Here is a 21,328-nt window from a genome sequence, read left to right on the forward strand (position 1 = left end):
TACACGGCGATTAACGCGTGCCGCGACGACGCAGCGCGGCAGGCTTGAAGTAGCCATCGTCCGGAATTGGCTGGCTGAAGTCGATGGTGCTCGGCTCTTCGTTGTCCAGGTTCTGTACGTGGTAGCGACGTGCCTGCAGGTCGTGGAAGCTATCCAGTGCAGACCAGGTGGTCGGCAGGTCGTAGTAGTTTTTCAGGTAGGCAATCGATACGCGCCACAGCTCGCCACGACCGTCGTACTGATCAACCACCGCTGCTTGCCAGCTGTCCTCGTCGAGGAACAGGGTGCGCTTGGAGTAGATGTGGCGAGCGCCAGACTTCAGCGTGCCCTCGACAACCCACACACGGTGCAGCTCGTTGCGGGTAAAGGCTGGGTTCAAGTGACCGACTTGCAGCAGGTCCTTGTACTTAACCTCTGGGCTGGTGACCTTGTAGCTGTTGTAAGGAATGTAGATTTCCTTCTTGCCTACCAGCTTCCAGTCATAACGATCGGGCGAACCGTTGATCATGTCGGTGTCGTCTGCAGTACGCAGGCCGTCAGCGGCAGCGATCGGGGTGTCATACGCCAGGTTCGGTGCGCGACGTACGCGACGCTGACCGGCGTTGTAGCCCCAGGCCTGACGCGGCTCTTTAACCTGATCCAGGGTTTCGTGCACCAGCACCGCACCACCCGCCAGACGCGCCGGGCTCTTGGTGAAGGACAGGTAGTAGAACATGATGTTGTTCAGGTCGGCTGCAGTCCCTTTCGGGTTGTAGAACTTGAACATGGCTTCCTGTTGCGAGGTCACCAGGGAGTAGCTGCCATTGCGCTGCACGGCCACTTCCGAGGCACGGCGCACGATGTAGGTACCACGATAGCGCGCGATGTGGTTCCACAGCGCCTCTACACCATTCTGCGGAATCGGGAACGGGATGCCGCCGTAAGCGTCGGAGAAACCGTTGCCGCCATCGAGCAGTTTGGCCGTACTGGCGTTCTTGATGCTGTTGTCATACACCCACTTTGGCGCAGAACCGGAACGACGGGTTTGATAAACCGGCATCTGGTAGCTGTTCGGGTAAGTGTTGAACATCGCAATCTGACCCGGGGTCAGGTTGGCTTTGTACTGATCCAGGTTGGCCTTGGTGATGGTGAACAGCGGCTTGTCATCAGCAAAGGGATCCGGATGGTGTTGGCCCGGAGTCTTGTAGGCAGCAGGTGCCTGGGTGATACCACCGGTCCACTCAGGAATGGTGCCCGCCGCGTTACCGGCCTTCTCGGCACCGAACGGGGTGAGGCTCGCGCCCAACTTGGCCGCTTCCGTAGGCGAAACTGCAGCCAGCGCGCTGCCAGCAGACAGCGCCAGCGCAATGGCGGCACCAATCAGCGTGTGCTTTTTCAGCATCTTGATTCTCCGTGATAAGTCATCAACCGAGTGCCCGTAGGCACTCGATATTTTCTAGTTATGTTTAGAAGGAATACTTGACGTTCAAACCGACGTTGTCGCGGTCGCGGCCAGAGTTGCTTTGACCTGCGCCCATAAACTCGGTGTATTGAATTTCGGCTTCCAGGCTGTTCAGGTAGCTGGCGCGCAGCCCCAGGGTATAAGCCTTGCGGTCTTCAATAAAGTTGCCGGTCTGGTGCGAGTTGCCCTGGAAGTCATGCTTGAACACGGTGAATGGCGACAGGTTTACACCCGCATAAACGTCGTTCCAGGTACCGGACAGTACCAGCGTGTAGCCGTAGGAATCGCTGGTAGCGCAATCTTGCTTGGCCATTGCCGCATCGTTGGCATAAGAGGTATTGCCACGACCGGCGATGCAACGTTCACCAGTGACAGAGTCATACTTCAAGCTATCACCGCGAAGATGTTCGGACGCAAGTTCTGCAACACCGAACAGCGAATCAAAACTCAGGGCGGTACCAAAGTTATGGATTGCACCAACCGAGGCGTTAAACGCTTCAAGGCGACGCGAGTTGCTTACAGAGCCATCAAGCATAACTTCTTGACCCGCAACAAGTGCAGTACCGGCACCTGGCAAGAGGCCTGAGGTATCCGCAAGCTGAGCACCTTGCAAAACAATATCACCAAGCAAATCGTTGGTTGCAGAAATACCTACAGGCAGATTTGGACGATATGCAAGCTCACCAAAAACTGATGTTTCATTCAAAGTGGTGTTAAAGCTGAAGCCGTACATGCGAATATCTTCGGCATATTCGCGCTTAGCTTGAGTAGACCCTAACAGATCGACTGTTGCTAGCCCGCCTGCAGTTTCCACACAGTCAGGTTTGCCGTTGGCGTTTGCATCAACCAAAAAGCAACCAGGGCCACCACCCACAACCTGCGCAAGGGTTGTAATATCAACACCATCATAGCCACTCAGATCAGCATAGATGGTTGGCTCTTTGGCATGATAGTTAACCAGGTAAGCGCCAAACTCGGTAGAATTCAACTCTTCAGCAATATACTTAAACGAAAGACCGTACTGACCATCATTTTTGGCGTTAATGTCATTGGTGACATCAGCAACTTTCAGGATGTCGCCGTAGCTCGTATTAACACCACTCTTATACAAGCCAGTATTTTTAGCAGCCGCCAAAAGTCCCGCTGCAACAATAGGGTTGGGATGCCCTTTCCCGGCTGCAATTGCGCTGTAACCGGTAATAGCTGGTGCCAGCGCCGTATCTTCAAAATTGTTATAGGCAGTATTACCACCCTCACCGAACAAGTCGGTTTCAGAGAAGTAAGTACCAACCGGATCAATCGCCGACTCTTTCCAGTTGAACTGATAGAAGGCATCCATGGACAGGCTATCAGTCAAACCAGCGCTAAAGCTCAGTGCTTCAACCGGGACCAATACTTCCTTAATTTCAGCACCTGGCAAACGGAACTTACCAGCATCCACCGGGTTAGTGGTGTTCACACCGCCGCGATAGAAAATGCCTTCACCCCAGTTAAATACTTGCTTACCGAAGCGCACGCCGACCGGCATATCGGCAACATCCCAGTTGCCATAAACATAGGCATCTAGAATTTCGGCGTTGCGGCCGGCAGAATGACGAGTTTCGTACGTAAAGCTGTTGTCCTTCGGCACGTTCTGGCTCGGCTGATAGGCCAGACTGGTGTCGTAGTAGTCGTTGCGTTTGTCCATGATCTGGGTGTCATAGAACGCTGTGCCACGAACGAAGGCACCGTAGTTCTGGTAAGTCACTTCCAGATCGGTAGTGGCCTTAAATACTTCAGAAGCCAGGCCGGTATCGAAGTTTCGATTACCGTCGTTGGTGTTGATATCGTTGTTGGTTTTGTCCTGACCCTGTACGCGCCAGAGTTGGCCGTAGGAAACGGTGGTATCGATGGAGCCGCTGATTTCATTGTCGGCGAAGCTGAATTCCACAGCCTGGGCATGAGCAGCCACCAACAGCGGAAGAATGCCGACAAAGGCAAAACCTGCCTTGGCAGGTGCAAAACGCAATACGGGCTTACGGGACTTAATTTCCATCGAAACGTTACTCCGTGGACAGATCATCTTTTTTGCACCTCAACCGGCGAGGCACGTTATGACCGTACTGATGACGGCCTTAAATGTTGATTGGAAGGCAATCCCCCAACGCGTTTACACGCACCTCACTGCCTGACATATGCCATGGCGAGGTCAATTCCTTACAGCTCCTGCAACCATAGTGCCAATTCAAACAACCGTATAAAAAAATATTAGCCCGGACAAAACAACCAGCAATCCATTTTATGACTGATCATTCCGCATACAAATAGCGCCGTGCAATGTTGTTTTTATCCTTTTTTGTCCTACCATCTGGCGCGATCCGTCACTCACCCTGCTTGCACAGCAATTAACTGCTTCAAACAATCAAAGCCAGGTCAAGCCAAGCAGCCCAATCTTGTTTGCGCAAACTTTGCTTACTTCTCGACGGGTAACACAAAAGTGTTACCTGCCCCGAGACGGGTAACACTTCTATTGGCAAGGGAGGTGAGCGATTAACATCATTAGCGGCAACTATGCATTGCACATAGCGCCCGACAGATTACTGCCAAACTAAATGACACCAAAGATTGATACCGCGCCAGCCGCTGAGAGGTAGCCCTCACAGCGGCCAAATACGCGAGTACCTAGCTGTTACTGAAACATCTAGCCAGCCAGGCTCTTGCTCACGACCTCAAAGACATCACTGGACAACTCGCCAGAGGCCAAAATGCGTTGCAACTCAGCCTTCATCAGTGCCTGACGAGCACTGCCGTACTTGGCCCAACGCGTTAATGGTGCTAGTAGGCGCGAGGCAATTTGCGGGTTGAGTGCATTCAGGGTGATCACCTGATCAGCGAGGAAACGGTAACCACTGCCGTCGGCCTGGTGGAAGCCCAGCAGGTTCTGCCCGGCGAATGCGCCAATCAGCGCGCGCACCTTGTTCGGGTTCTTCAACGTAAACGCCGGGTGTTGCATCAGTTGCTCGACCCGCTGCAGCGCGCCAGGCAAGGCGCAAGCGGCCTGCACGCTGAACCACTGATCCATGACCAACGCGTTGTCTTTGAAGAAGTCGGCGAAGCTGGCCAGTGCGGCGACCTTATCTTGCTCGAACGGCGAATTGACCAGCACCGCCAGCGCCGTCAGACGCTCGGTCATATTGTCGGCGACTTCGAACTGCTCCAGACAAACTGCCAACACCTCGGCCTTGCCGCTCAGCAGCAGATAGGACAAGGCAATGTTCTGCAGGCTACGCCGGGCGAAGTGCTCGGCCTCGGCCACATAAGCACTGTTGCGCGAAAGCTCACGATTGGCCTGGTAGCGCTGCCACAGCAGGTCAAACAACGCTGCGGACAGTTGCTGGCGAGCAAACTCACGCGCAGCATGGATGGCCTCGACATCCGCCACTTCGCTGATTTCGGTCAGATACGCCTCACCTGGCAGCGAGAGCATCTCGGCGACCATGGCCTGATCCAGTTGCTGGTTTTCCAGCACGCTGCGCAGCGCAACGACCAGGCGCTGGTCGAGCAGCAGTGGCTCACCGCGCTGATGCTGGCCGATCAATTCCTGCAGCACCTGCACCGACAACTGCTGCCCCGCCTCCCAGCGATTGAAGCCATCGCTGTCATGCTGCATCAGGAACATCAGCTGATCGCGACTGTAGGGGAAGCTCAGCTTGACCGGGGCGGAGAAGCCGCGCAGCAGTGATGGCAGTGGCTGCTCGAGCACGTCGACAAAGGTAACCACCTGCTCGGCGGCGGTAATAGCAATAACCCGCGACGAAGCACCCGCAGAAGCTTCGCCCTGCAAGCGCAATGGCAGTGACTGGCCCTTGGCACCGAGCAGGCCCAGCTCCACGGGAATCACGAACGGCAGCTTTTCACTCTGCCCCGGCGTTGCCGGGCAGCTCTGTTTAAACGTCAGGCTGTAGGTTTTGGCGCTCGCGTCATAGGCCTCGCTAACAGCCAGGCGTGGCGTGCCGGCTTGGCTGTACCAGCGTTTGAACTGGGTCAGGTCAATGCCATTGACCTCTTCCATCGCGCGGATGAAGTCATCACAGGTCACGGCCTGACCATCATGTCGCTCGAAGTACAGGTCGCTGCCCTTGCGGAAACCCTCGGCACCGACCAGGGTGCGAATCATCCGTACAACTTCCGAACCCTTCTCGTACACCGTCAGGGTGTAGAAGTTGGAAATTTCCATAAAGGCGTCCGGGCGCACCGGATGGGCCATGGGGCCGGCATCTTCGGCGAACTGGTGAGTGCGCAGATAGGCCACATCCTCAATACGCTTGACCGTGCGCGAATGCATATCGGCGCTGAACTCGGCGTCGCGGAATACGGTAAAGCCTTCTTTCAATGACAGCTGGAACCAGTCACGGCAGGTCACGCGATTACCCGACCAGTTGTGGAAGTACTCGTGGGCCACTACCGCTTCTACACGCTGATGCGCGGCATCGGTTGCAGTCTCGGCCTTGGCCAGCACGCAGCTGGAGTTGAAGATATTGAGGCCCTTGTTCTCCATGGCCCCCATATTGAAGTCGTTGACCGCGACGATCATAAAGATGTCCAGGTCGTACTCGCGCCCGTACACCTCTTCGTCCCACTTCATCGACTTCTTCAGACTGTCCATGGCGTGCTGGCACTTGTCGATATTCTCCGGCTCGACATAGATGCGCAGCGCCACATCACGCTGGCTCATGGTGGTGAAACTGTCTTCCACACACCACAAATCACCGGCGACCAGGGCGAACAGGTAGGCCGGCTTCATAAAGGGGTCTTCCCAGGTCGCCCAATGCCGACCGCCTTCATCGCTGCCGCTGGCAATCGGGTTGCCGTTGGACAGCAGCACCGGATAGCTATGCTGCTCGGCGCTCAGGGTGGTGGTGAACTTGCTCATCACGTCCGGGCGGTCGAGGTAATAGGTGATCTTGCGGAAGCCCTCGGCCTCGCACTGGGTGCAGAACATGCCACTGGACTTGTACAGCCCTTCCAGCGCGGTATTGCTTTCCGGGTGGATGCGCACGCTGCTGTCGATCACAAAGCTGGCCGCTGTCGGTTGCAGGGTCAGGTGGCTGTCGCTCAGCTGATAGTCGTCGGCACTCAGTTCGCGGTCGTCGAGCGCTACGCTGAGCAGTTCCAGCTGCTGACCGTCCAGCACCAGCGGCGGCAGGCCGCTACCGGCAGCCGGATTGCGGCGCATCACCAGTTGCGCATGCACCAGGGTGTGGTCATCGAACAACTCGAAAGTCAGGTGCGTTTCATCGATCAGATAATCCGGGGCCTGGTAGTCCTTGAGGTAGATCATCTTCGGCTGTTCGGTGCGCATGGCTTATGGCCCTTTGTCTGCGGCGCGCGGGCGCCGGGTTCGCGAATAGGTAAGTCAGGCGGCCAGTTCGTGGACGGCCAGCTGATAAGCGGTGTATTTGCGGATATTGATCACGCCGCTATCGAACATCAGGTACTGGCCCTTGATGCCCAGCAGCGTGCCCTCGGCCAGCGGATTCTTGTCCAGGTTGAAGCTGGTGATCTTCGCCGGATAAGCCTCAATCGGGTAGGCAATCTGCACCACCGACTGATCACTGAGCGGCTGAATGGCCTGGATACCAAAGCGTTGTTGCAGTTCGTGCAGCCCGTCGGCACAGCTGTCGAACAGCTGCTTACGCACCGCCAACAGATCGGCCGGGGTCGCATCGCCCTTGAGCAGCGCGCGCCAGTTGGTTTTATCCGCCACCTGGGTGCGCAACAGGTCTTCGACGAAACCGGACTGTTGGCGGGTGGCGACCCGCAGAATCGGCAAGGCCTGGCTCGCGCCCTGGTCGATCCAGCGGGTGGGAATCTGCGTGGCGCGGGTGATGCCGACTTTTACCCCGGAGGAATTGGCCAGGTAGACCACATGGTCGGTCATGCAGAACTGCTCGCCCCAGCTCGGCTCGCGGCAAGTGCCGGCCTCATAGTGGCAGCGCTCCGGGCTCATGATGCAGATGTCGCACTGCGCCAGCTTCTGCATGCAGGGGTAGCAATAACCCTGGCTGTAGCTGCTCTTGGTCTTGCGCCCGCAATGGCTGCAGTGGATCGCGCCGAGAAACTCCAGGCGCAGGGTCTTGCCGATCAGCGGATTGACCGGCAGCAATGCATCGCCCAGGCGAAAGCTGTATTGCACCGGCGCATCCAGCTGCACCGACATTTTGCTCAGGGCACCACGGGCCAGCTCGCTCATCAGTGCAGGGTTTCCGAGGATTTGAACAGCAGGTTGGCCACTGGCTCGGACTTGGAGCTGCACTCCTGCGGACCCATATAACCGATGCGCTGATCTTCCGGCAGGTTGTGGATTTCCCAGGCGATCAGGGCTTGCAGGGTCAGCTCCTTCTGCTCCTGGGTCAGCTTGCGGCCATCGGGCCACTTGCCGATTTCCACCGCCAGCTTGAGGCTCTGGTAGATCTCCGGGGTGATGTTTTCAATCGCTTCGAGAAAGGACGACATACGCGCCTCCAAATACAAAGTGGCAGTTTACCAGCCTGATGAAGAACTAACTGCGTCGCCGACGCGCCAGCGCACCGCCCACAAGCCCAGTCAAGCAACCGGTCAGCAGCCCGCCGACATGCGCCGCGTTGGCAATCGCGCCGAACTGCAGCAGCTCGAAGATGCCGGTCATGCAGATCAGCAGCCAAGCCAGCATCATCACCAATACGCCTGGCGGTAGCCGATACGCGGGCGTGGGCGCCAAGCGCTGGAAGATCCAGCAGTGCCCGAGCAGGCCATACAGCACGCCGGACAAGCCGCCGAACAGCGAAGGGCCGGCATGCAGGTACTGGGCGAAATTCGCCGCCAGGCTGAACAACAGGGTCAAACCCAAGAGCATCACGGCCCCCTGACGCGCCTCAATCCGACGGCCCAGCTCCCAGTACCACAGGGTATTCATCGCCAGGTGAAGGATGCCGAAATGAATCAGCATCGGCGTCAGCAGCCGCCACCACTGACCGCTGGCGAGGGTGTCGTTGAGGTAGCCGAAGTAGATGTAGTCGCCCTGCACGCGGTAGTCGACAAAGCTCAGCCAGCTCACCGCAGTCAGTTGATCGCCCAACAAGGTCAGCGCCGCTACGGCAAAGGTCAGCGCCAGTATCACGCTGGTCATCACACTCGCGCGCAGTTGCTGAATAAAACCAGGCACCTTCGCAGCGGCCTCTGGCGGCGCGGCCAGCATCTCGGCATCGCCCTGCGGATAGCGCCCATACAACTCGCGCACCTGCTCAGCCAATTGTTCTTCTGGAACCCAGAGCACCTGCTCGCCCGCCTCTTCGGCAACGCGGTGGGGTACCTGCAAACGTTGTAGCAGGCTGATAAAGCCGCTCAAGTCGACATGCTCTGGCAGGCGCATCGCCGCTACTGCACTCATGGCCGTGCCTCCGGGCTCTCGACATCGACCCAGACAAACTTGCTGGCCTCCAGACGCGTTTCCTGGTCGAGCCGGTAAGCCACCAGCTTGCCATTCAGCACCGCGCTGTAATCCAGACAAGCCAGGTTGTCGCGAATCGGCGCGGGGTTGCCGCTACGCCAGTAATGGCCGACAAACAGCAACGGCTGGTCGGCGGGGTATTTCAGCAATTCAGTTTTCTGCATTTCGCTAAGCGGCACCTGCGCCGCCAACTCCGGCAAGGCATCGGGTTGGAACACCACATCGCCGTAGGTTTGCGGGTCTTCTTCCCAGAACTTGGTGCGAAAGTGCGCGCGGGTAAAGCCATCGTCGCTGGTCAGGGTCAGGCCATGCGGCAGGCGCATATCGGTGCCGCGCAGCAGGCGGTCCAAAGCCATATTGGCAAAGCTGCCGGGCCCGGCCGCAGCCTGCAGAAACGGCTCATCAATACAGCCATCGGCAAACTGCGCACGCAGGGGTTCGATCAGGCCGTCATCCCAGCAGGCATGCACCACGCGAAAGTGACCTGCGTCGATAAACAGCGGCAACTCGTAGAACCAGCCGAGAAACTCCTGCCACTCTGCCGGATAGGCCTCGAACTGCTGCAAGGTTTCCTTGATCAGCCGCGCGTGCCGAGGCGTGTGCTCACGGACGAAGGTGCGGCCGCTGCCGGGAGCGGCCGGCGTGCTCCAGCCCAGGGCGTTGAATTCATGATTGCCCATGATGCAGTACGCCTGCCCGGCGGCGACCATATCGCGCACCAGGTGCAAGGTCTCACGAATGCGTGGGCCACGGTCGACTAGGTCGCCGAGAAAGATCGCCATGCGCTGCGGATGCCGCCAGACGCCGGCCTCGCGGCGATAACCCAAGGTCGCCAACAGGTGTTCGAGGGTCTTGGCACAACCATGGATATCGCCGATCAGGTCGTAACCGCGAGCGGGATCGAGCTGCATCAGTCGCCTCCGCCGAGCCGGCTGCCCCAACCCAGTTTGTTACGGCAGACCTCGTAGTAGTTGTGATCGAGCGGGTGAATCAGGCGCAGCTTCTGCGGCTTCTTCGCCACGGTGATGGTGTCGCCCGGCGCGCAGGTGAAGTGGTTCTGCCCGTCGCAGGACACCAGCGGGTAGATCTGCAAGTCCTTGGACACCACGATCTTCAGTTCGCTGTTGCCATCCACCACGATGGGCCGGCTGGACAGCGTATGCGGATACATCGGCACGATGACGATGGCGTCGAGCTTGGGGTGCATGATCGGCCCGCCGGCGGACAACGCATAGGCGGTGGAGCCGGTCGGCGTGGCGATGATCAGGCCGTCGGCCTTCTGGCTGCAGACGAACTGACCGTCGATATACAGCTCGAACTCGATCATCTTGGTCGACTTGCCCGGGTGCAGCACCACGTCGTTGAGCGCATCGCCCTGACCAATCGCCTCGTCATGGCGGCGTACTTCCGCCTCCAGCAGAAAGCGATTTTCCGTCAGGTACTGGCCTTCCAGCACCTGGGCGACCTTCAGCTCCAGTTCATCGGGGCGAATATCGGTGAGAAAACCCAGGCTGCCGCGGTTGATCCCCAGTACCGGCACCTTGTGCCGCGCCAGCGCCCGAGCCGCGCCGAGCATGCTGCCATCGCCGCCGACGACGATCACCAGGTCGCACACTTCGCCGAGAATCTTGCGTGAGCTGGTTTGCAGGCCATGCCCGGGCAACACCTCGGCGATGGAGTCTTCGAGGATCACATGCAGATGGCGAGCGAGCAGAAACTTCTTCAGCCGGCGAATGGTGTCGAGCACCTGGGTACTGCCCAGCCGACCGATAATGCCGATATTACGAAATTGCTCCATGGTGCTCCCGCCAGGCTCTGGATCTAGAGGCCCCGATTATGGGCGAAAGCTGGCGGCAGCAGCAAACCGCTGACCTGCCCTGGTAACGACGGAGAGTCTGTTTACGATCTAGCGAGCTAGAGCGAGACAAGGCAGGAATGGCCGAGGGCGCGGAGTTTACGGTTGTAAATGAGCAGTACTCGTTTCACTCGCCCGTCGGGCCGCGCTAAAGCGCGTTAGCCGCAAGCGGCTTTCCGAGGCCATTTCTAACGCCGTATCGCCGACGCGCAGCAGATCGTAAATAGGCGCTAAGCGCTATGCTCGCAGCATGACGCCTTTTCCATCGCTCGCCGACCTGCCCGCCCAACTGCGCCAACCCGTAGTGCGCGATTTGGCCTGGACGCTACTTTCACCACCCATGCTGGCGCTGACACCCTGGCCGCAACGCCACCCGCTGAGCGCCAGCGGCTGGAGCCTGAGACCCAATGAACTGGCCGACTGGCTACTGGGCCTGGATGTCGATAGCAGTGCCCTGCTGCACTGGCTGAGCCAAAGCTCGGTGCGCCGCCTGGGTTTGTATTACGAGCGGCTCTGGCAATTCGCCCTGCATGCCGCACCCGGTATCGAGGTGCTGGCCGCCAACCTGCCGATCCGCCAGCAGGGCCATACCCTGGGCGAACTGGACATGCTGCTGCGCGACGAGCAAGGCGTGCATCACCTGGAACTGGCGATCAAGCTGTACCTCGGCCCGCAGCAGGCCAGCGGTGTCGACCCGGCGCACTGGCTAGGTCCCGGCAGCCTTGACCGCCTGGATATCAAACTCGACCACCTGGGCCGCCACCAGCTGCCCCTGTCCGCCCGTGACGAAGCGCGCAGCGCTCTGGCCGAACTGGATATACAGCAGGTTCAGGCCGCGCTCTGGCTGGGCGGTTACCTGTTCTACCCATGGAACCAGACATGCACCGCACCACAGGGCGGCAATCCGCAGCATCTGCGCGGGTGTTGGCTGCACCGCCGGGACTGGGCGCAGTTTGCCGCCCAACAGGGTGCCGATAACTGGCAACCGCTGCCGCGTCAGGCCTGGCTGGCCAACGCGCGCATCGAACAGAATGAGCTGTGGACGCGCACGCAGTTCGAGCAGTGGCTCGCGGCGTTAGCGCCGGATGCCAACGCACAGCTGCTGGTGCGCATGGTTGAGGAGAATGCGATCTGGCAAGAACGCGAGCGGGTGTTTCTGGTCAATGATGACTGGCCACTGCAAACCGCTCGCTAGCGAGTGGCCAGCCCTGTCCTATCAGAATCTGTTTACGATCTCGCGAGCTAGAGCCATGCAAGGCGCTACGTTAGTAACAGCCTTCGGCTGGTCAAGCAGGTGAAGAAGCGGAGTGTACTTTTGTACATGAGCATTCCGAGCCTGTTTTTAACGCAGCAGGGCGACGCGCAGCAGATCGTCAACAGGTTCTCAGAGGCTGCGTTCGGTCCGCCCACCGGAGCGTGCCAGATAACCCGAGCCGCTTTCGCAGAGCAAGGCATCGCGCTGCACCGCTGGCAAGGCATCGACGCCATCGCGCAAGGCATAAGCACTGAAACCCAGCTGCGACAGGAGAAACACCGCACTGGTGCTGCGCTTGCCGCTGTCGCAATAGCACAGATAGGTGCGGCTTTTATCCAAAAGGCGCGCCTTCAAGCGCAGCAGTTGCAACGGCATGTTGAGTGACTGCAAGGCATGCGCACGCTCGTACTCCTCCTGCAGCCGCACATCCAGCCACTGCGCACCGGCCGCCAGCAGGCGCGAGCCCTCACCCAATGACACCTCATCCACCACCGGAGCCTTGAGCAGGGAGAAGAAATCCTGGCGGTCCAGCCGCAGCACCACGCCATCTTCCAGCATGGTCACCGTGGCATTACGCGGGCTGTCGGCCAGCAACGCTTCCTCGCCAAAGCATGCGCCGATTTCCAACTCCGCCAGCACCTGCTGGGCACTGCCCGCGCCACGAATCACCTCGGCACGGCCATTCTTGAGGAAGTAGCAGCTGTCGCCCACCTCACCTTCCTGCAACACCGTGCTGCCGGCTGGCAACTCGACTCGCTGCAAACGTTCGAGCATGGCCCGCACATTGGATGGCGGCACCTTGGCGAACAACGGGTTTTCCAGCAGACGCTCCAGCCACTCGACCTCTTCATGACTCTGCCCAAGTTCCAGCAGCAGGTCTTGGTAAGCCAGACGCCAGGTCAGCAGACGGTTGAGGGTGGCGCTGTCCAGCGCCAGCACACTGGCGTCGCTCAGCGCGCGAGCCTCATGCAGGCGCGGCAAGCTGGGCGACAGCGGATGACAGCTGGCCTCGCTACCCGCTTGCAGGCGCAGCTCCTGGCCGTCGACCGACTGCAACAGCAGCTCACCCGCCAGCAGGTAATAGGTCAGCCGTGCCTGATCGCCCAGGCGGAACAGCAACTGCCCGGCCAGCAAGGGCTGCGGAACCAATTGCGCGCGCAACTCCCGCCACTGCTGTTCAGACAACACATTGAGTGGCGTCAGGCTGCGCAATTGTTCGGGGTTAAGGGGCTCGCTCATGGAATATCCAGGCTCCGCTGGTGAAAGTCAGTGTAGCCGTGTTAATTGGCCGAGCACGTCTGTAGTGGCTGCGACAAAGCCGCCGCACGGCCTTGCAGGCCACCGGTATGGACAAACACCAGGCGACTGCCGCGAGCAAAGTAACCGGCCTCGACCTGCTGGCGCAACGCCATTAATGCTTTGGCGCTATACAGCGGTTCCAGGGGGACGCCGCTGGCCGCCTCGCTGGCGTGCATAAAGCTCAGCAATTCGGGGTCAACCTTGGCAAAACCTGCGCGACTGGCCTCAAACAACTGGTAATGGGCGTCAGGCGCAGCGGCCTCCTGCAAAATGGCCGACACCTGCGCTGCAACCCCGTGGCTGGCCGGCACCGCCAGCGCGGCATACACCGGATGCGCACCCGCCTCGCCCAACACCAATCCAGCGGCGGTGGTACCCGTACCGGCCGCCAGCCACCAGGCGTCGTAATCGCTCCAGCCCAGACTGGCAAGCTGCTCGCGCACCAGCCTAATCAGAGCCATGCAACCTTGCGCACCGGGCAAGCCACCACCGCCTTCGGGCACTGGATAAAAGTCCGGATAGCGCGCCTGCCACTGCGGCCAGAACTCGGCCGCGTGGCGCTCGCGATAACCGCCATAACCCAGCCAGTGCAACTGCATGCCGAAGGCCTGCAAATCGCGCACAGTCGGCGTGTCCTGCGCGTTACCACGCAGCAGTCCGACCGTCTTGAAGTTGAAACGTTTGCCAGCGGCTGCCAGCGCATGCAGGTGATTGGAGTGGGCACCGCCCAGGCTGATCACACCCTCAGCCGCCAGCGCTTGCGCCGCCAGCAGATGGTGAACCAGCTTGAACCATTTGTTGCCGCTGATCAGTGGATCCAGCAGATCCAGGCGCAACATCGCCAGTTCGATCCCGGCTTGCTGCGACCACGCGAATGCCATGCGCTGCAAGGGCGCATGGGGAGCCCAGTCAGGCAGGACTACAGGCAAGGTTAACTGACAGTGCGCAAACGACTACTGGCCTTGTGTCGCGCGCAGCAATTGGATTCACCCAGGGCAAAACGGCTGGGCGTGTCGATGCGGTCAATCGGGATGGCGCAGCGTTCGCCGCTGGGCAGCAGCGCCTCGCAACTCGGCTGCTGGTAGTGCGCCAACCAGTGACGGTACTGCTCCTCGCTGACAAAACACTTGGCCGCCGCATAGGCCTGCGGGTTGTCCTGATAGGCCGCAATATCCTGCAAGGGAATGGTCAGGTGCCCGGCACCCGGGTGATACACCACGAACACCACGCCGAGTTTGGCCAGGCGTTCGAGAATCTGGTCACCGCCCTGGCTGGCCAGGTCGGCATAGGCGCGTTTGAGTCGATTGATCTCCTGCAGCGCCTGGGTGTCCTGTTCGCTGCGATAGGCCAGCTCGACATCACGGATGGCGATCTGCTCCTTGTACTCGGCCACCGCCGAGACAATCTTGGCCTGCATCTCACCTTCGAACTGCGCGCGCAGGCTATCGCTCTCACTGCGGCCATCGAGTTCAAGCGCACGCAGCTGCTCGGTCATGTCCTCACGTGCAGTCTGGAAACTGGCAGCCTGAACGGCCAGTTGCGCCTTCAGGCTGGCGTTGTGTTCTTCCTGCTGACGCAGGGCCTGCTGCAAGCCCTGAATCTGCCCTTGCAGGCCCTTGTTGTGCGCTTCGTGGGCCAGCTTGAGCTTGGCCAGTTCTTCTTCACGCTGCTGGCCGAGGCTGCTGATGCGCAGGCGTTGCTGCTTGATCAATTGAGCCGTTTTCAGGCGGTGTTCCTGATCGAGCTTCTGGCCGGCCTTGACCGCCTCATCCTGAGCCGGATCCGGGGCGTGCCACTTGTCCTCCGAAGCCATTTGCAGGCGTTCGAGGGCAACAGCCTGGGTATTGTCATCTTCGACCAGCAGGCCAAGGCTGTTGCGCTTGACCACATCGCGCAGCAAGGCCAGGTCATTGTTGCCTGGGGTCAGGCTCGGGTCCCACAGGTGCATCTGGTGCCAGGACACCGGGCACTGGCTGCGACACGCCAGGCGAATCGGCCCGGCACCCAGGTCTGGACCACGCCCGGCGCGCTCGGCCAGGGCCTGCAAGGGGATATTCCAACCGGAATCCGGCGCGCCCTTTTCATCGAAATCCAGATAGAAAAATACCGCAGCCTTTATCAGCAAGCGCGGATTAATCGAGATATAAGCAACCCGCATCTGCTGGTCGGCGAACTCGGGCATATTAACTACGCCATCGAGCAGGGCCTCGAATTCGGTGAAAAACATTTGCTTGCAGATACCGCCGCGCTCACTGAAGAACATCACGGCCTCAACCATCTGCGGCTTGTTCTGCATGCTCATCGGTTTCCCTCTAGGCCGAAACGGGGGCAATCCGCTTAGCTTACGACTGGCTTGTGTGCGTTACGCAAAAAATGGCACACACCACAAGACTGCCAACATTCTGACGGGGCAAGCAAGGCCTGCGTTTCAGGCGCTATACCCTTGTTCAGGCAAGTCTAGGGGAAAAACCGCGAGCAGCAATGTGACTGGGTTGGCAGTCGCCCCGCCGGGAAACCGCAGAAAAAGCGCCTACAGGGCAAAACTGTGATGGATTCGCTGCAACCGCCTAGTTTTTCGCGGCAGCGAGAAACGGTGCCAAGCGCCGACCCATCTCGTCGCCAAGTGCCTGCAAGCCACTCATCGGGCGAACCATCACCTCGAACTCAACGATCTTGCCGGCCTCGTCGAAACGGATCATGTCGATGCCCTTGAGCTCGCGCTCACCAACCTTGGCGCTGAACTCCAGCACCACATTGAGGCCATCGGCGCTGGCCAGCTCACGGTGATAGGTGAAATCGACAAACACCTTGCTAACCGTATTGAGAATCAGCGACACCATGGGCGCACCGGCGTAGGGCTTGTGCGCCATGGGCGAACGAAAAACCGCCTGCGGGTGCAGCAACTCCGGCAGAGCACGCAGGTCGTTGTTCTGCATCAGGCCATGCCACTGCGCGAGCGTGGCCGCCGCGGCCGGTTGAAGTTGGACGTTGCTGGACATGAGCTTCTCCTTATTGTTGTGAGCCACATGCAAAACGCCCCGCACGAGGCGGGGCGTTTATCGGTCAGAGTTCGGCGGCGAGGCGCGAGCCCTGGTTGATCGCCCGCTTGGCGTCCAGTTCGGCGGCCACATCGGCACCGCCGATCAGGTGCACGCTCTGCCCGGCATTTTCCAGCCCTTCCTGCAGCTCGCGCAGCGGATCCTGGCCAGCGCAGACGATCACGGTGTCCACCGGCAATACCTGCGGTTCGCCACCGGCAATGCTGATGTGCAAGCCGGCGTCGTCGACCTTGAGGTACTCGACGGAATTGAGCATCTGCACGTGCTTGTTCTTTAGACCGGCGCGGTGGATCCAGCCGGTGGTCTTGCCCAGGCCGTCGCCGACCTTGGACTTCTTGCGCTGCAGCAGGAACACCTGGCGCGCCGGCGCATGCACTTCGGCCTTGATCCCGGCGACACCACCGCGGGCTTCCAGGTCGGCGTCGATGCCCCACTCGTGCCAGAACGCTTCGCGGTCCTGACTGGTGGCAACGCCCTGATGAACGATAAATTCCGACACGTCAAAACCGATACCGCCGGCACCGATCACCGCCACCGTCTGGCCAACCGGCTTGCGCTGCAGGATGGCGTCCAAGTAGCTGATCACCTTGGCGTGCTCGATGCCCGGAATGGCCGGGGTACGCGGGGCGATACCGGTGGCCAGGATGATCTCGTCATAGCCGCCCTTGGCCAGTTCGTCGGCCGACACACGGGTATTCAGACGCAGGTCGACGCCAGTGGTTTGCAGCTTGCGACCGAAGTAGCGAATGGTCTCGTAGAACTCTTCCTTGCCCGGCACACGCTTGGCCACGTTGAACTGACCGCCAATTTCGCTGGCCGAGTCGAACAGGGTCACGCTGTGGCCACGCTCGGCCGCCACGGTGGCGGCGGACAGACCGGCCGGGCCGGCACCGACCACGGCGATCTTTTTCACCTGGGTGGTGGCGATGTAGTTCAGCTCGGTCTCGTGGCAGGCCCGTGGGTTGACCAGGCAGCTGGTCAACTTGCCGCCAAAGGTGTGATCCAGGCAGGCCTGGTTGCAGCCGATGCAGGTGTTGATCTCGTCGCTGCGGCCGGCGGCGGCCTTGTTGACGAAGTCCGGGTCGGCGAGGAACGGACGAGCCATCGAGACCATGTCGGCGTCGCCCTCGGCCAGCACCTGTTCGGCCACTTCCGGGGTGTTGATGCGGTTGGTGGTGATCAGCGGAATCTGCACCTCGCCGCGCAGCTTGGCGGTGACCTTGGTGAAGGCCGCACGCGGCACCTTGGTGGCAATGGTCGGGATACGCGCTTCGTGCCAGCCGATACCGGTGTTGATCAGGGTCGCGCCGGCCTTCTCGATGGCCTTGGCCAGCAGGACGATCTCGCCCCAGGTGCTGCCGCCTTCAACCAGGTCGAGCATCGACAGGCGGTAGATGATGATGAAGTTCGGACCTACGGCCTCACGCACGCGGCGGACGATTTCCACCGCCAGGCGCATGCGGTTCTCGTAGCTTCCGCCCCAGCGGTCGGTGCGCTGGTTGGTGTGGGCGGCGAGGAACTGGTTAATGAAATAACCTTCCGAGCCCATGATCTCGACGCCGTCGTACTCGGCCTGCTGGGCCAGCAACGAGCAGTTGATAAAGTCCTGGATCTGCTTCTCGATCCCTTCCTCGTCCAGCTCGCGCGGTTTGAACGGGTTGATCGGTGCCTGGATGGCGCTCGGCGCAACCGATTTAGGGCTGTAGGCATAACGGCCGGCATGCAGGATCTGCATACAGATCTTGCCATCCGCCTCGTGCACCGCCTTGGTGACGATCTTGTGCTTCTCGGCTTCCTCGGCGGTGGTCAGCTTGGCCGCGCCGGCATACACGCCACCCTCCTCGTTCGGGCCAATACCGCCGGTGACCATCAGGCCAACACCGCCACGGGCACGCTCGGCGAAGTAGGCTGCCATGCGTTCGAAGCCGCCCGGCTTCTCTTCCAGACCGGTGTGCATGGAGCCCATCAGGGTTCGGTTCTTCAGCGTGGTGAAGCCCAGATCGAGCGGGGCCAGCAGGTTTGGATAGTGAGCAGTCATGGAAGTCTCCACATCGGGCGTTGGCATTTCACGGAAAATGCTGCGGCCTCTTAATGGGCCGCAGTCGATATGGTCTAGACGATAAAGAGCCAGCCCGAACGCCTCAATGACCTAAAGTGACAACTTATTGATCATAAAGAACAGTGCCACTTGGCAAGCTTTCAGCACTCACCTAACCTGACAGCCTTATTACAGCGCCCGGCCCGCCCATGCCCAGACTCGCCCACCTCTGCATCACCTTGCCGCTGATCGCCAGCCTGGGCGGCTACCTGTATTGGGCGCAGCAGCGTCCGGCGCTCGGCCATCACCTCAGTGATCTGCGCAGCGAGTTGGCCGCCAACCAGGGCGAGCCATCCGGGCGCGGCAACCTGTTGGGTATCCAACCCGAGTTGTTTGCCAGCGACTACCAGAGCAGCGCGCGCCTGCGCCTGAAACTGGCGGCGTACCTGGAGCACGCACGCAGCGCCGGCCTGCTGAACGACAAGACCGTTGCCGTACTGCCAGAACATATCGGCACCTGGCTGGTGGCCAGCGGCGAAAAACCCGAGCTGTATCAGGCCAGCAGCGTCAATCAGGCCATGGCCTGGCTGGCCGCCAGCAACCCTTTACGCCTGTTGCGTGCACTGGTTGCCGCTAAGGGCAGCGAGCGCCTGAGCGACGCCTTGTTTCGCATGAAGGCGCAGCAGATGGCCAGCGACTACCAGGCACTGTTTGGCGGCCTGGCCAAGGAATATGGCATCACCCTGGTCGCCGGCTCCATCGTGCTGCCGCAACCGCAGGTGGTCGACGGCCGCCTCGAAACCGGCAGCGGCCCGCTGTTCAATGTCAGCCTGGTATTTGGCCGCGACGGCGCACCGCTCGGGCAGCCGCAACGCAAAGTCTTTCCGATACGTGAAGAACAAGGCTTCACGGCCGCCGCCAGCGCTGCTCAACTGCAAACAGTCGAAACCCCAGCCGGCCGCCTGGGCGTGCTGGTGTGCGCCGATAGCTGGTACCCCGCTGGCTATCAGCAACTGGCCCAGCAACAGGTCGAGCTGATCGCCGTGCCGGCCTTCCTGACCGGCAATGGCAACTGGGACAAACCCTGGGGCGGCTATAACGGCGCAGCAACCCCAACGGATGTGCAGCTCAAACCCGGCGAACTGAGCGAAGGCCAAGCCTGGCAACGCCTGTCGATGCCCGCCCGACTCGCCAGTAGCGGCGCGGCCGCCGGCATCACCGTGTTTATGCGCGGGCAACTCTGGGACATGGGCAGCGCCGGCCACAGCCTGCTCAGCCACGACGGGCAACAGGCAATCGCCGAGGACGGCCCCGGCGCGCGCCTGGTCAATCTCTGGTTATGAAGGCGTCTCGGGTAAAACTCGGCGACCTCTCGGTCGGCTTCGTCGACAGCCTGGCCGATGCCATGCGCAAGCTCGAACAGAACCCACAACCGCTGCTCGACAGCTACGGTCTGGATGCCGCGCGCCTGGCCGAACCCCGTGCGCGACTGTCGATTCCCCGCTATATGCGCCTGGGCCACGCCGCCATTCAACAATGCCACGAACCCGGCCTGGGCCTGCTGATGGGCCAAACCGGCCGCCTCAGCCAACTGGGCCTGGCAGGCGTCACCGCCGCGCAGGCCCCGACGGTACGTGAGGCGGCGCGCGCGATGATTCGCTTCGAGCCGCTGTATGCCAGCAACTATCGCGGCCAGTCGAGCCTGCACGAAGATGCCCGCGGTGCCTGGCTGCGCTTCTATTCGATCAGCCCGTACAACGCCTACAACCGCTTTGTGGTCGATTCGGTGCTGGCCAGTTGGGCGCAACAGCTCAGCAAACTGGCGCAACAGCCAATGCCGGTGGAGAAGGTGCAGATCGAATTTCAGGCCCCCGCCTACGCCGCGCAATACGCCGCGCTGTTTGCCTGCCCGGTGGAATTTGCCAGCACGCACAATCAGCTGCGCCTGGATCAGCACAGCCTGAATCTGCGCAACCCCGAGCATTGCCCGAGCACCTGGCGACACCTGCTGGAAATCTGTGAGCGGGAGCTGACACAGCTAACCCGCACGCGCAACCTGCGCGAACGCATCACCCAGTTGCTCGGTCCCTTGCTGCATGGCCGCGAGCCGGATCTGACGGAAGTCGCCGCACGCCTGCAACTACCGGCCTGGACCCTACGACGCAAGCTGGCCGAAGAAGGCACGCAGTTTCGCAGCATCCTCAACGACACCCGCCGCGACCTGGCGATGGCCTATATCCGTGATACCGAGCTGGCCTTTGGCGAGATCGCCTATCTGCTCGGTTTTGCTTCAGCTGAAGCCTTCCAGCGCGCATTCAAACGCTGGAACCAGCAAACCCCAGGTGAATACCGCCGCGAGCAGCGTAGAGCGGGTTAGAGCCTGTTTACGATCTCGCGAGCTAGAGCCAGACAAGGCAGAAAAAGCCGAGGAAGCGCAGTTTACTGGCTGTAAATGAGCATTCCGAGGCTGTTTCTAACGCCGGATGGCCGACGCGCAGCAGATCGTCAGCAGGCTCTTAGAGCTCGGTGGCATCTTCGTCCCGCTCTGGCAGGTCTTGCTCAACGGCGCGCGCATCCAGCAGTTCTTCTTGATAGTCATCCATTGCCTGCTCCTCCCAGCCGATATCGTGGCGACTGCTCATTGCAAATACAAAGAGCATGCCAATCAGGCTAGAGAAGACAGATGAACGCAAGATGACAGTTTGCCGCGCAACAGCCTGCAGAAGGCGAGCAGGAATTGCAGGCAATAAAAAACCCTCAGGTATTGCTACCTGAGGGTTTCGTATATGGCGCAGCGGACGGGACTCGAACCCGCGACCCCCGGCGTGACAGGCCGGTATTCTAACCGACTGAACTACCGCTGCATGTCGGTGGACTTACGTCCGTACAACTCTTGCTTCATCTGATGCATCA

The 21,328-nt window shown here is 60.3% G+C and carries 17 protein-coding genes and 1 tRNA gene; 3 read left to right on the forward strand and 15 right to left on the reverse strand.

Annotation, left to right across the window (positions count from 1 at the left end; genetic code table 11):
- Positions 1-10: 10 nt before the first annotated feature.
- The 8 genes from WBK23_RS19330 to WBK23_RS19365 form a co-directional block, all read right to left on the reverse strand.
- Positions 11-1,381 carry a DUF1329 domain-containing protein gene (locus tag WBK23_RS19330; protein WP_424485551.1) on the reverse strand — a complete coding sequence of 457 codons (1,371 nt, stop codon included), beginning with the start codon at positions 1,379-1,381 and terminating at the stop codon, positions 11-13.
- 64 nt (positions 1,382-1,445) lie between these two features.
- A complete protein-coding gene (locus WBK23_RS19335) occupies positions 1,446-3,476 on the reverse strand; it encodes a DUF1302 domain-containing protein (protein ID WP_424485552.1) in 2,031 nt (676 codons plus the stop codon).
- 645 nt (positions 3,477-4,121) lie between these two features.
- Positions 4,122-6,782 (reverse strand): aminopeptidase N, encoded by a 2,661-nt coding sequence (gene pepN, locus WBK23_RS19340; protein WP_424485553.1) that lies wholly within the window; start codon positions 6,780-6,782, stop codon positions 4,122-4,124.
- 54 nt (positions 6,783-6,836) lie between these two features.
- The gene (locus WBK23_RS19345; RefSeq protein ID WP_424485554.1) at positions 6,837-7,673 is read right to left on the reverse strand and encodes a DUF2797 domain-containing protein; all 837 of its coding nucleotides are present in this window, start codon (positions 7,671-7,673) and stop codon (positions 6,837-6,839) included.
- Entirely contained in the window at positions 7,673-7,936 is a 264-nt protein-coding gene (locus WBK23_RS19350) for a YeaC family protein (protein ID WP_424485555.1), read from the reverse strand. The genes WBK23_RS19345 and WBK23_RS19350 overlap by 1 nt, the downstream gene beginning before the upstream one ends.
- 46 nt (positions 7,937-7,982) lie before the next feature.
- Positions 7,983-8,849 carry a rhomboid family intramembrane serine protease gene (locus WBK23_RS19355; RefSeq protein WP_424485556.1) on the reverse strand — a complete coding sequence of 289 codons (867 nt, stop codon included), beginning with the start codon at positions 8,847-8,849 and terminating at the stop codon, positions 7,983-7,985.
- The gene (locus tag WBK23_RS19360; protein ID WP_424485557.1) at positions 8,846-9,820 is read right to left on the reverse strand and encodes a metallophosphoesterase; all 975 of its coding nucleotides are present in this window, start codon (positions 9,818-9,820) and stop codon (positions 8,846-8,848) included. Before WBK23_RS19360 ends, WBK23_RS19355 begins: the two co-directional genes overlap by 4 nt.
- Positions 9,820-10,707 (reverse strand): NAD(+) kinase, encoded by an 888-nt coding sequence (locus WBK23_RS19365; RefSeq protein WP_424485558.1) that lies wholly within the window; start codon positions 10,705-10,707, stop codon positions 9,820-9,822. Before WBK23_RS19365 ends, WBK23_RS19360 begins: the two co-directional genes overlap by 1 nt.
- A gap of 307 nt (positions 10,708-11,014) precedes the next feature.
- Here WBK23_RS19365 and WBK23_RS19370 point away from each other — a divergent pair, with 307 nt between their 5' ends.
- On the forward strand, positions 11,015-11,959 hold the full coding sequence (locus WBK23_RS19370) for a DUF1853 family protein (RefSeq protein ID WP_424485559.1): 945 nt from the start codon (positions 11,015-11,017) through the stop codon (positions 11,957-11,959).
- A 189-nt stretch (positions 11,960-12,148) separates the two neighbouring features.
- Here the strand turns inward: WBK23_RS19370 and WBK23_RS19375 are convergent, their stop codons facing one another.
- The 5 genes from WBK23_RS19375 to WBK23_RS19395 form a co-directional block, all read right to left on the reverse strand.
- Entirely contained in the window at positions 12,149-13,258 is a 1,110-nt protein-coding gene (locus tag WBK23_RS19375; RefSeq protein WP_424485560.1) for a cyclic nucleotide-binding domain-containing protein, read from the reverse strand.
- Between the two features lie 41 nt (positions 13,259-13,299).
- On the reverse strand, positions 13,300-14,199 hold the full coding sequence (locus tag WBK23_RS19380) for a 1-aminocyclopropane-1-carboxylate deaminase/D-cysteine desulfhydrase (protein WP_424485561.1): 900 nt from the start codon (positions 14,197-14,199) through the stop codon (positions 13,300-13,302).
- Positions 14,200-14,249: 50 nt separating this feature from the next.
- On the reverse strand, positions 14,250-15,620 hold the full coding sequence (locus WBK23_RS19385; RefSeq protein WP_424485562.1) for a chromosome partitioning protein ParA: 1,371 nt from the start codon (positions 15,618-15,620) through the stop codon (positions 14,250-14,252).
- A 265-nt stretch (positions 15,621-15,885) separates the two neighbouring features.
- Positions 15,886-16,317 carry a nuclear transport factor 2 family protein gene (locus WBK23_RS19390; protein ID WP_424485563.1) on the reverse strand — a complete coding sequence of 144 codons (432 nt, stop codon included), beginning with the start codon at positions 16,315-16,317 and terminating at the stop codon, positions 15,886-15,888.
- Positions 16,318-16,381: 64 nt separating this feature from the next.
- Complete coding sequence (locus WBK23_RS19395; RefSeq protein WP_424485564.1) at positions 16,382-18,415, reverse strand: FAD-dependent oxidoreductase; 2,034 nt, start codon at positions 18,413-18,415, stop codon at positions 16,382-16,384.
- A 209-nt stretch (positions 18,416-18,624) separates the two neighbouring features.
- On the opposite strand from WBK23_RS19395, the gene WBK23_RS19400 reads away from it, so the two are divergent.
- Both WBK23_RS19400 and WBK23_RS19405 read left to right on the forward strand, forming a co-directional pair.
- On the forward strand, positions 18,625-19,758 hold the full coding sequence (locus WBK23_RS19400; RefSeq protein ID WP_424485565.1) for a carbon-nitrogen hydrolase family protein: 1,134 nt from the start codon (positions 18,625-18,627) through the stop codon (positions 19,756-19,758).
- On the forward strand, positions 19,755-20,792 hold the full coding sequence (locus tag WBK23_RS19405) for an AraC family transcriptional regulator (RefSeq protein WP_424485566.1): 1,038 nt from the start codon (positions 19,755-19,757) through the stop codon (positions 20,790-20,792). The genes WBK23_RS19400 and WBK23_RS19405 overlap by 4 nt, the downstream gene beginning before the upstream one ends.
- Before the next feature lie 139 nt (positions 20,793-20,931).
- Here WBK23_RS19405 and WBK23_RS19410 read toward each other — a convergent pair whose 3' ends face one another.
- Both WBK23_RS19410 and WBK23_RS19415 read right to left on the reverse strand, forming a co-directional pair.
- The gene (locus WBK23_RS19410) at positions 20,932-21,057 is read right to left on the reverse strand and encodes a hypothetical protein (RefSeq protein WP_424485567.1); all 126 of its coding nucleotides are present in this window, start codon (positions 21,055-21,057) and stop codon (positions 20,932-20,934) included.
- A gap of 145 nt (positions 21,058-21,202) precedes the next feature.
- Positions 21,203-21,279 (reverse strand) — tRNA-Asp (locus WBK23_RS19415).
- Positions 21,280-21,328: the final 49 nt, after the last annotated feature.

The organism is Pseudomonas sp. (genome assembly GCF_049653025.1).
Lineage (GTDB): Bacteria > Pseudomonadota > Gammaproteobacteria > Pseudomonadales > Pseudomonadaceae > Aquipseudomonas.

Coding starts and splice junctions, on each gene's coding strand:
- WBK23_RS19330 (WP_424485551.1), bottom strand. CDS start 1,381: ATGCTGAAAAAGCACACGCTGATTGGTGCCGCCATTGCGCTGGCGCTG.
- WBK23_RS19335 (WP_424485552.1), bottom strand. CDS start 3,476: ATGGAAATTAAGTCCCGTAAGCCCGTATTGCGTTTTGCACCTGCCAAG.
- pepN (WP_424485553.1), bottom strand. CDS start 6,782: ATGCGCACCGAACAGCCGAAGATGATCTACCTCAAGGACTACCAGGCC.
- WBK23_RS19345 (WP_424485554.1), bottom strand. CDS start 7,673: ATGAGCGAGCTGGCCCGTGGTGCCCTGAGCAAAATGTCGGTGCAGCTG.
- WBK23_RS19350 (WP_424485555.1), bottom strand. CDS start 7,936: ATGTCGTCCTTTCTCGAAGCGATTGAAAACATCACCCCGGAGATCTAC.
- WBK23_RS19355 (WP_424485556.1), bottom strand. CDS start 8,849: ATGAGTGCAGTAGCGGCGATGCGCCTGCCAGAGCATGTCGACTTGAGC.
- WBK23_RS19360 (WP_424485557.1), bottom strand. CDS start 9,820: ATGCAGCTCGATCCCGCTCGCGGTTACGACCTGATCGGCGATATCCAT.
- WBK23_RS19365 (WP_424485558.1), bottom strand. CDS start 10,707: ATGGAGCAATTTCGTAATATCGGCATTATCGGTCGGCTGGGCAGTACC.
- WBK23_RS19370 (WP_424485559.1), top strand. CDS start 11,015: ATGACGCCTTTTCCATCGCTCGCCGACCTGCCCGCCCAACTGCGCCAA.
- WBK23_RS19375 (WP_424485560.1), bottom strand. CDS start 13,258: ATGAGCGAGCCCCTTAACCCCGAACAATTGCGCAGCCTGACGCCACTC.
- WBK23_RS19380 (WP_424485561.1), bottom strand. CDS start 14,199: ATGGCATTCGCGTGGTCGCAGCAAGCCGGGATCGAACTGGCGATGTTG.
- WBK23_RS19385 (WP_424485562.1), bottom strand. CDS start 15,620: ATGAGCATGCAGAACAAGCCGCAGATGGTTGAGGCCGTGATGTTCTTC.
- WBK23_RS19390 (WP_424485563.1), bottom strand. CDS start 16,317: ATGTCCAGCAACGTCCAACTTCAACCGGCCGCGGCGGCCACGCTCGCG.
- WBK23_RS19395 (WP_424485564.1), bottom strand. CDS start 18,415: ATGACTGCTCACTATCCAAACCTGCTGGCCCCGCTCGATCTGGGCTTC.
- WBK23_RS19400 (WP_424485565.1), top strand. CDS start 18,625: ATGCCCAGACTCGCCCACCTCTGCATCACCTTGCCGCTGATCGCCAGC.
- WBK23_RS19405 (WP_424485566.1), top strand. CDS start 19,755: ATGAAGGCGTCTCGGGTAAAACTCGGCGACCTCTCGGTCGGCTTCGTC.
- WBK23_RS19410 (WP_424485567.1), bottom strand. CDS start 21,057: ATGAGCAGTCGCCACGATATCGGCTGGGAGGAGCAGGCAATGGATGAC.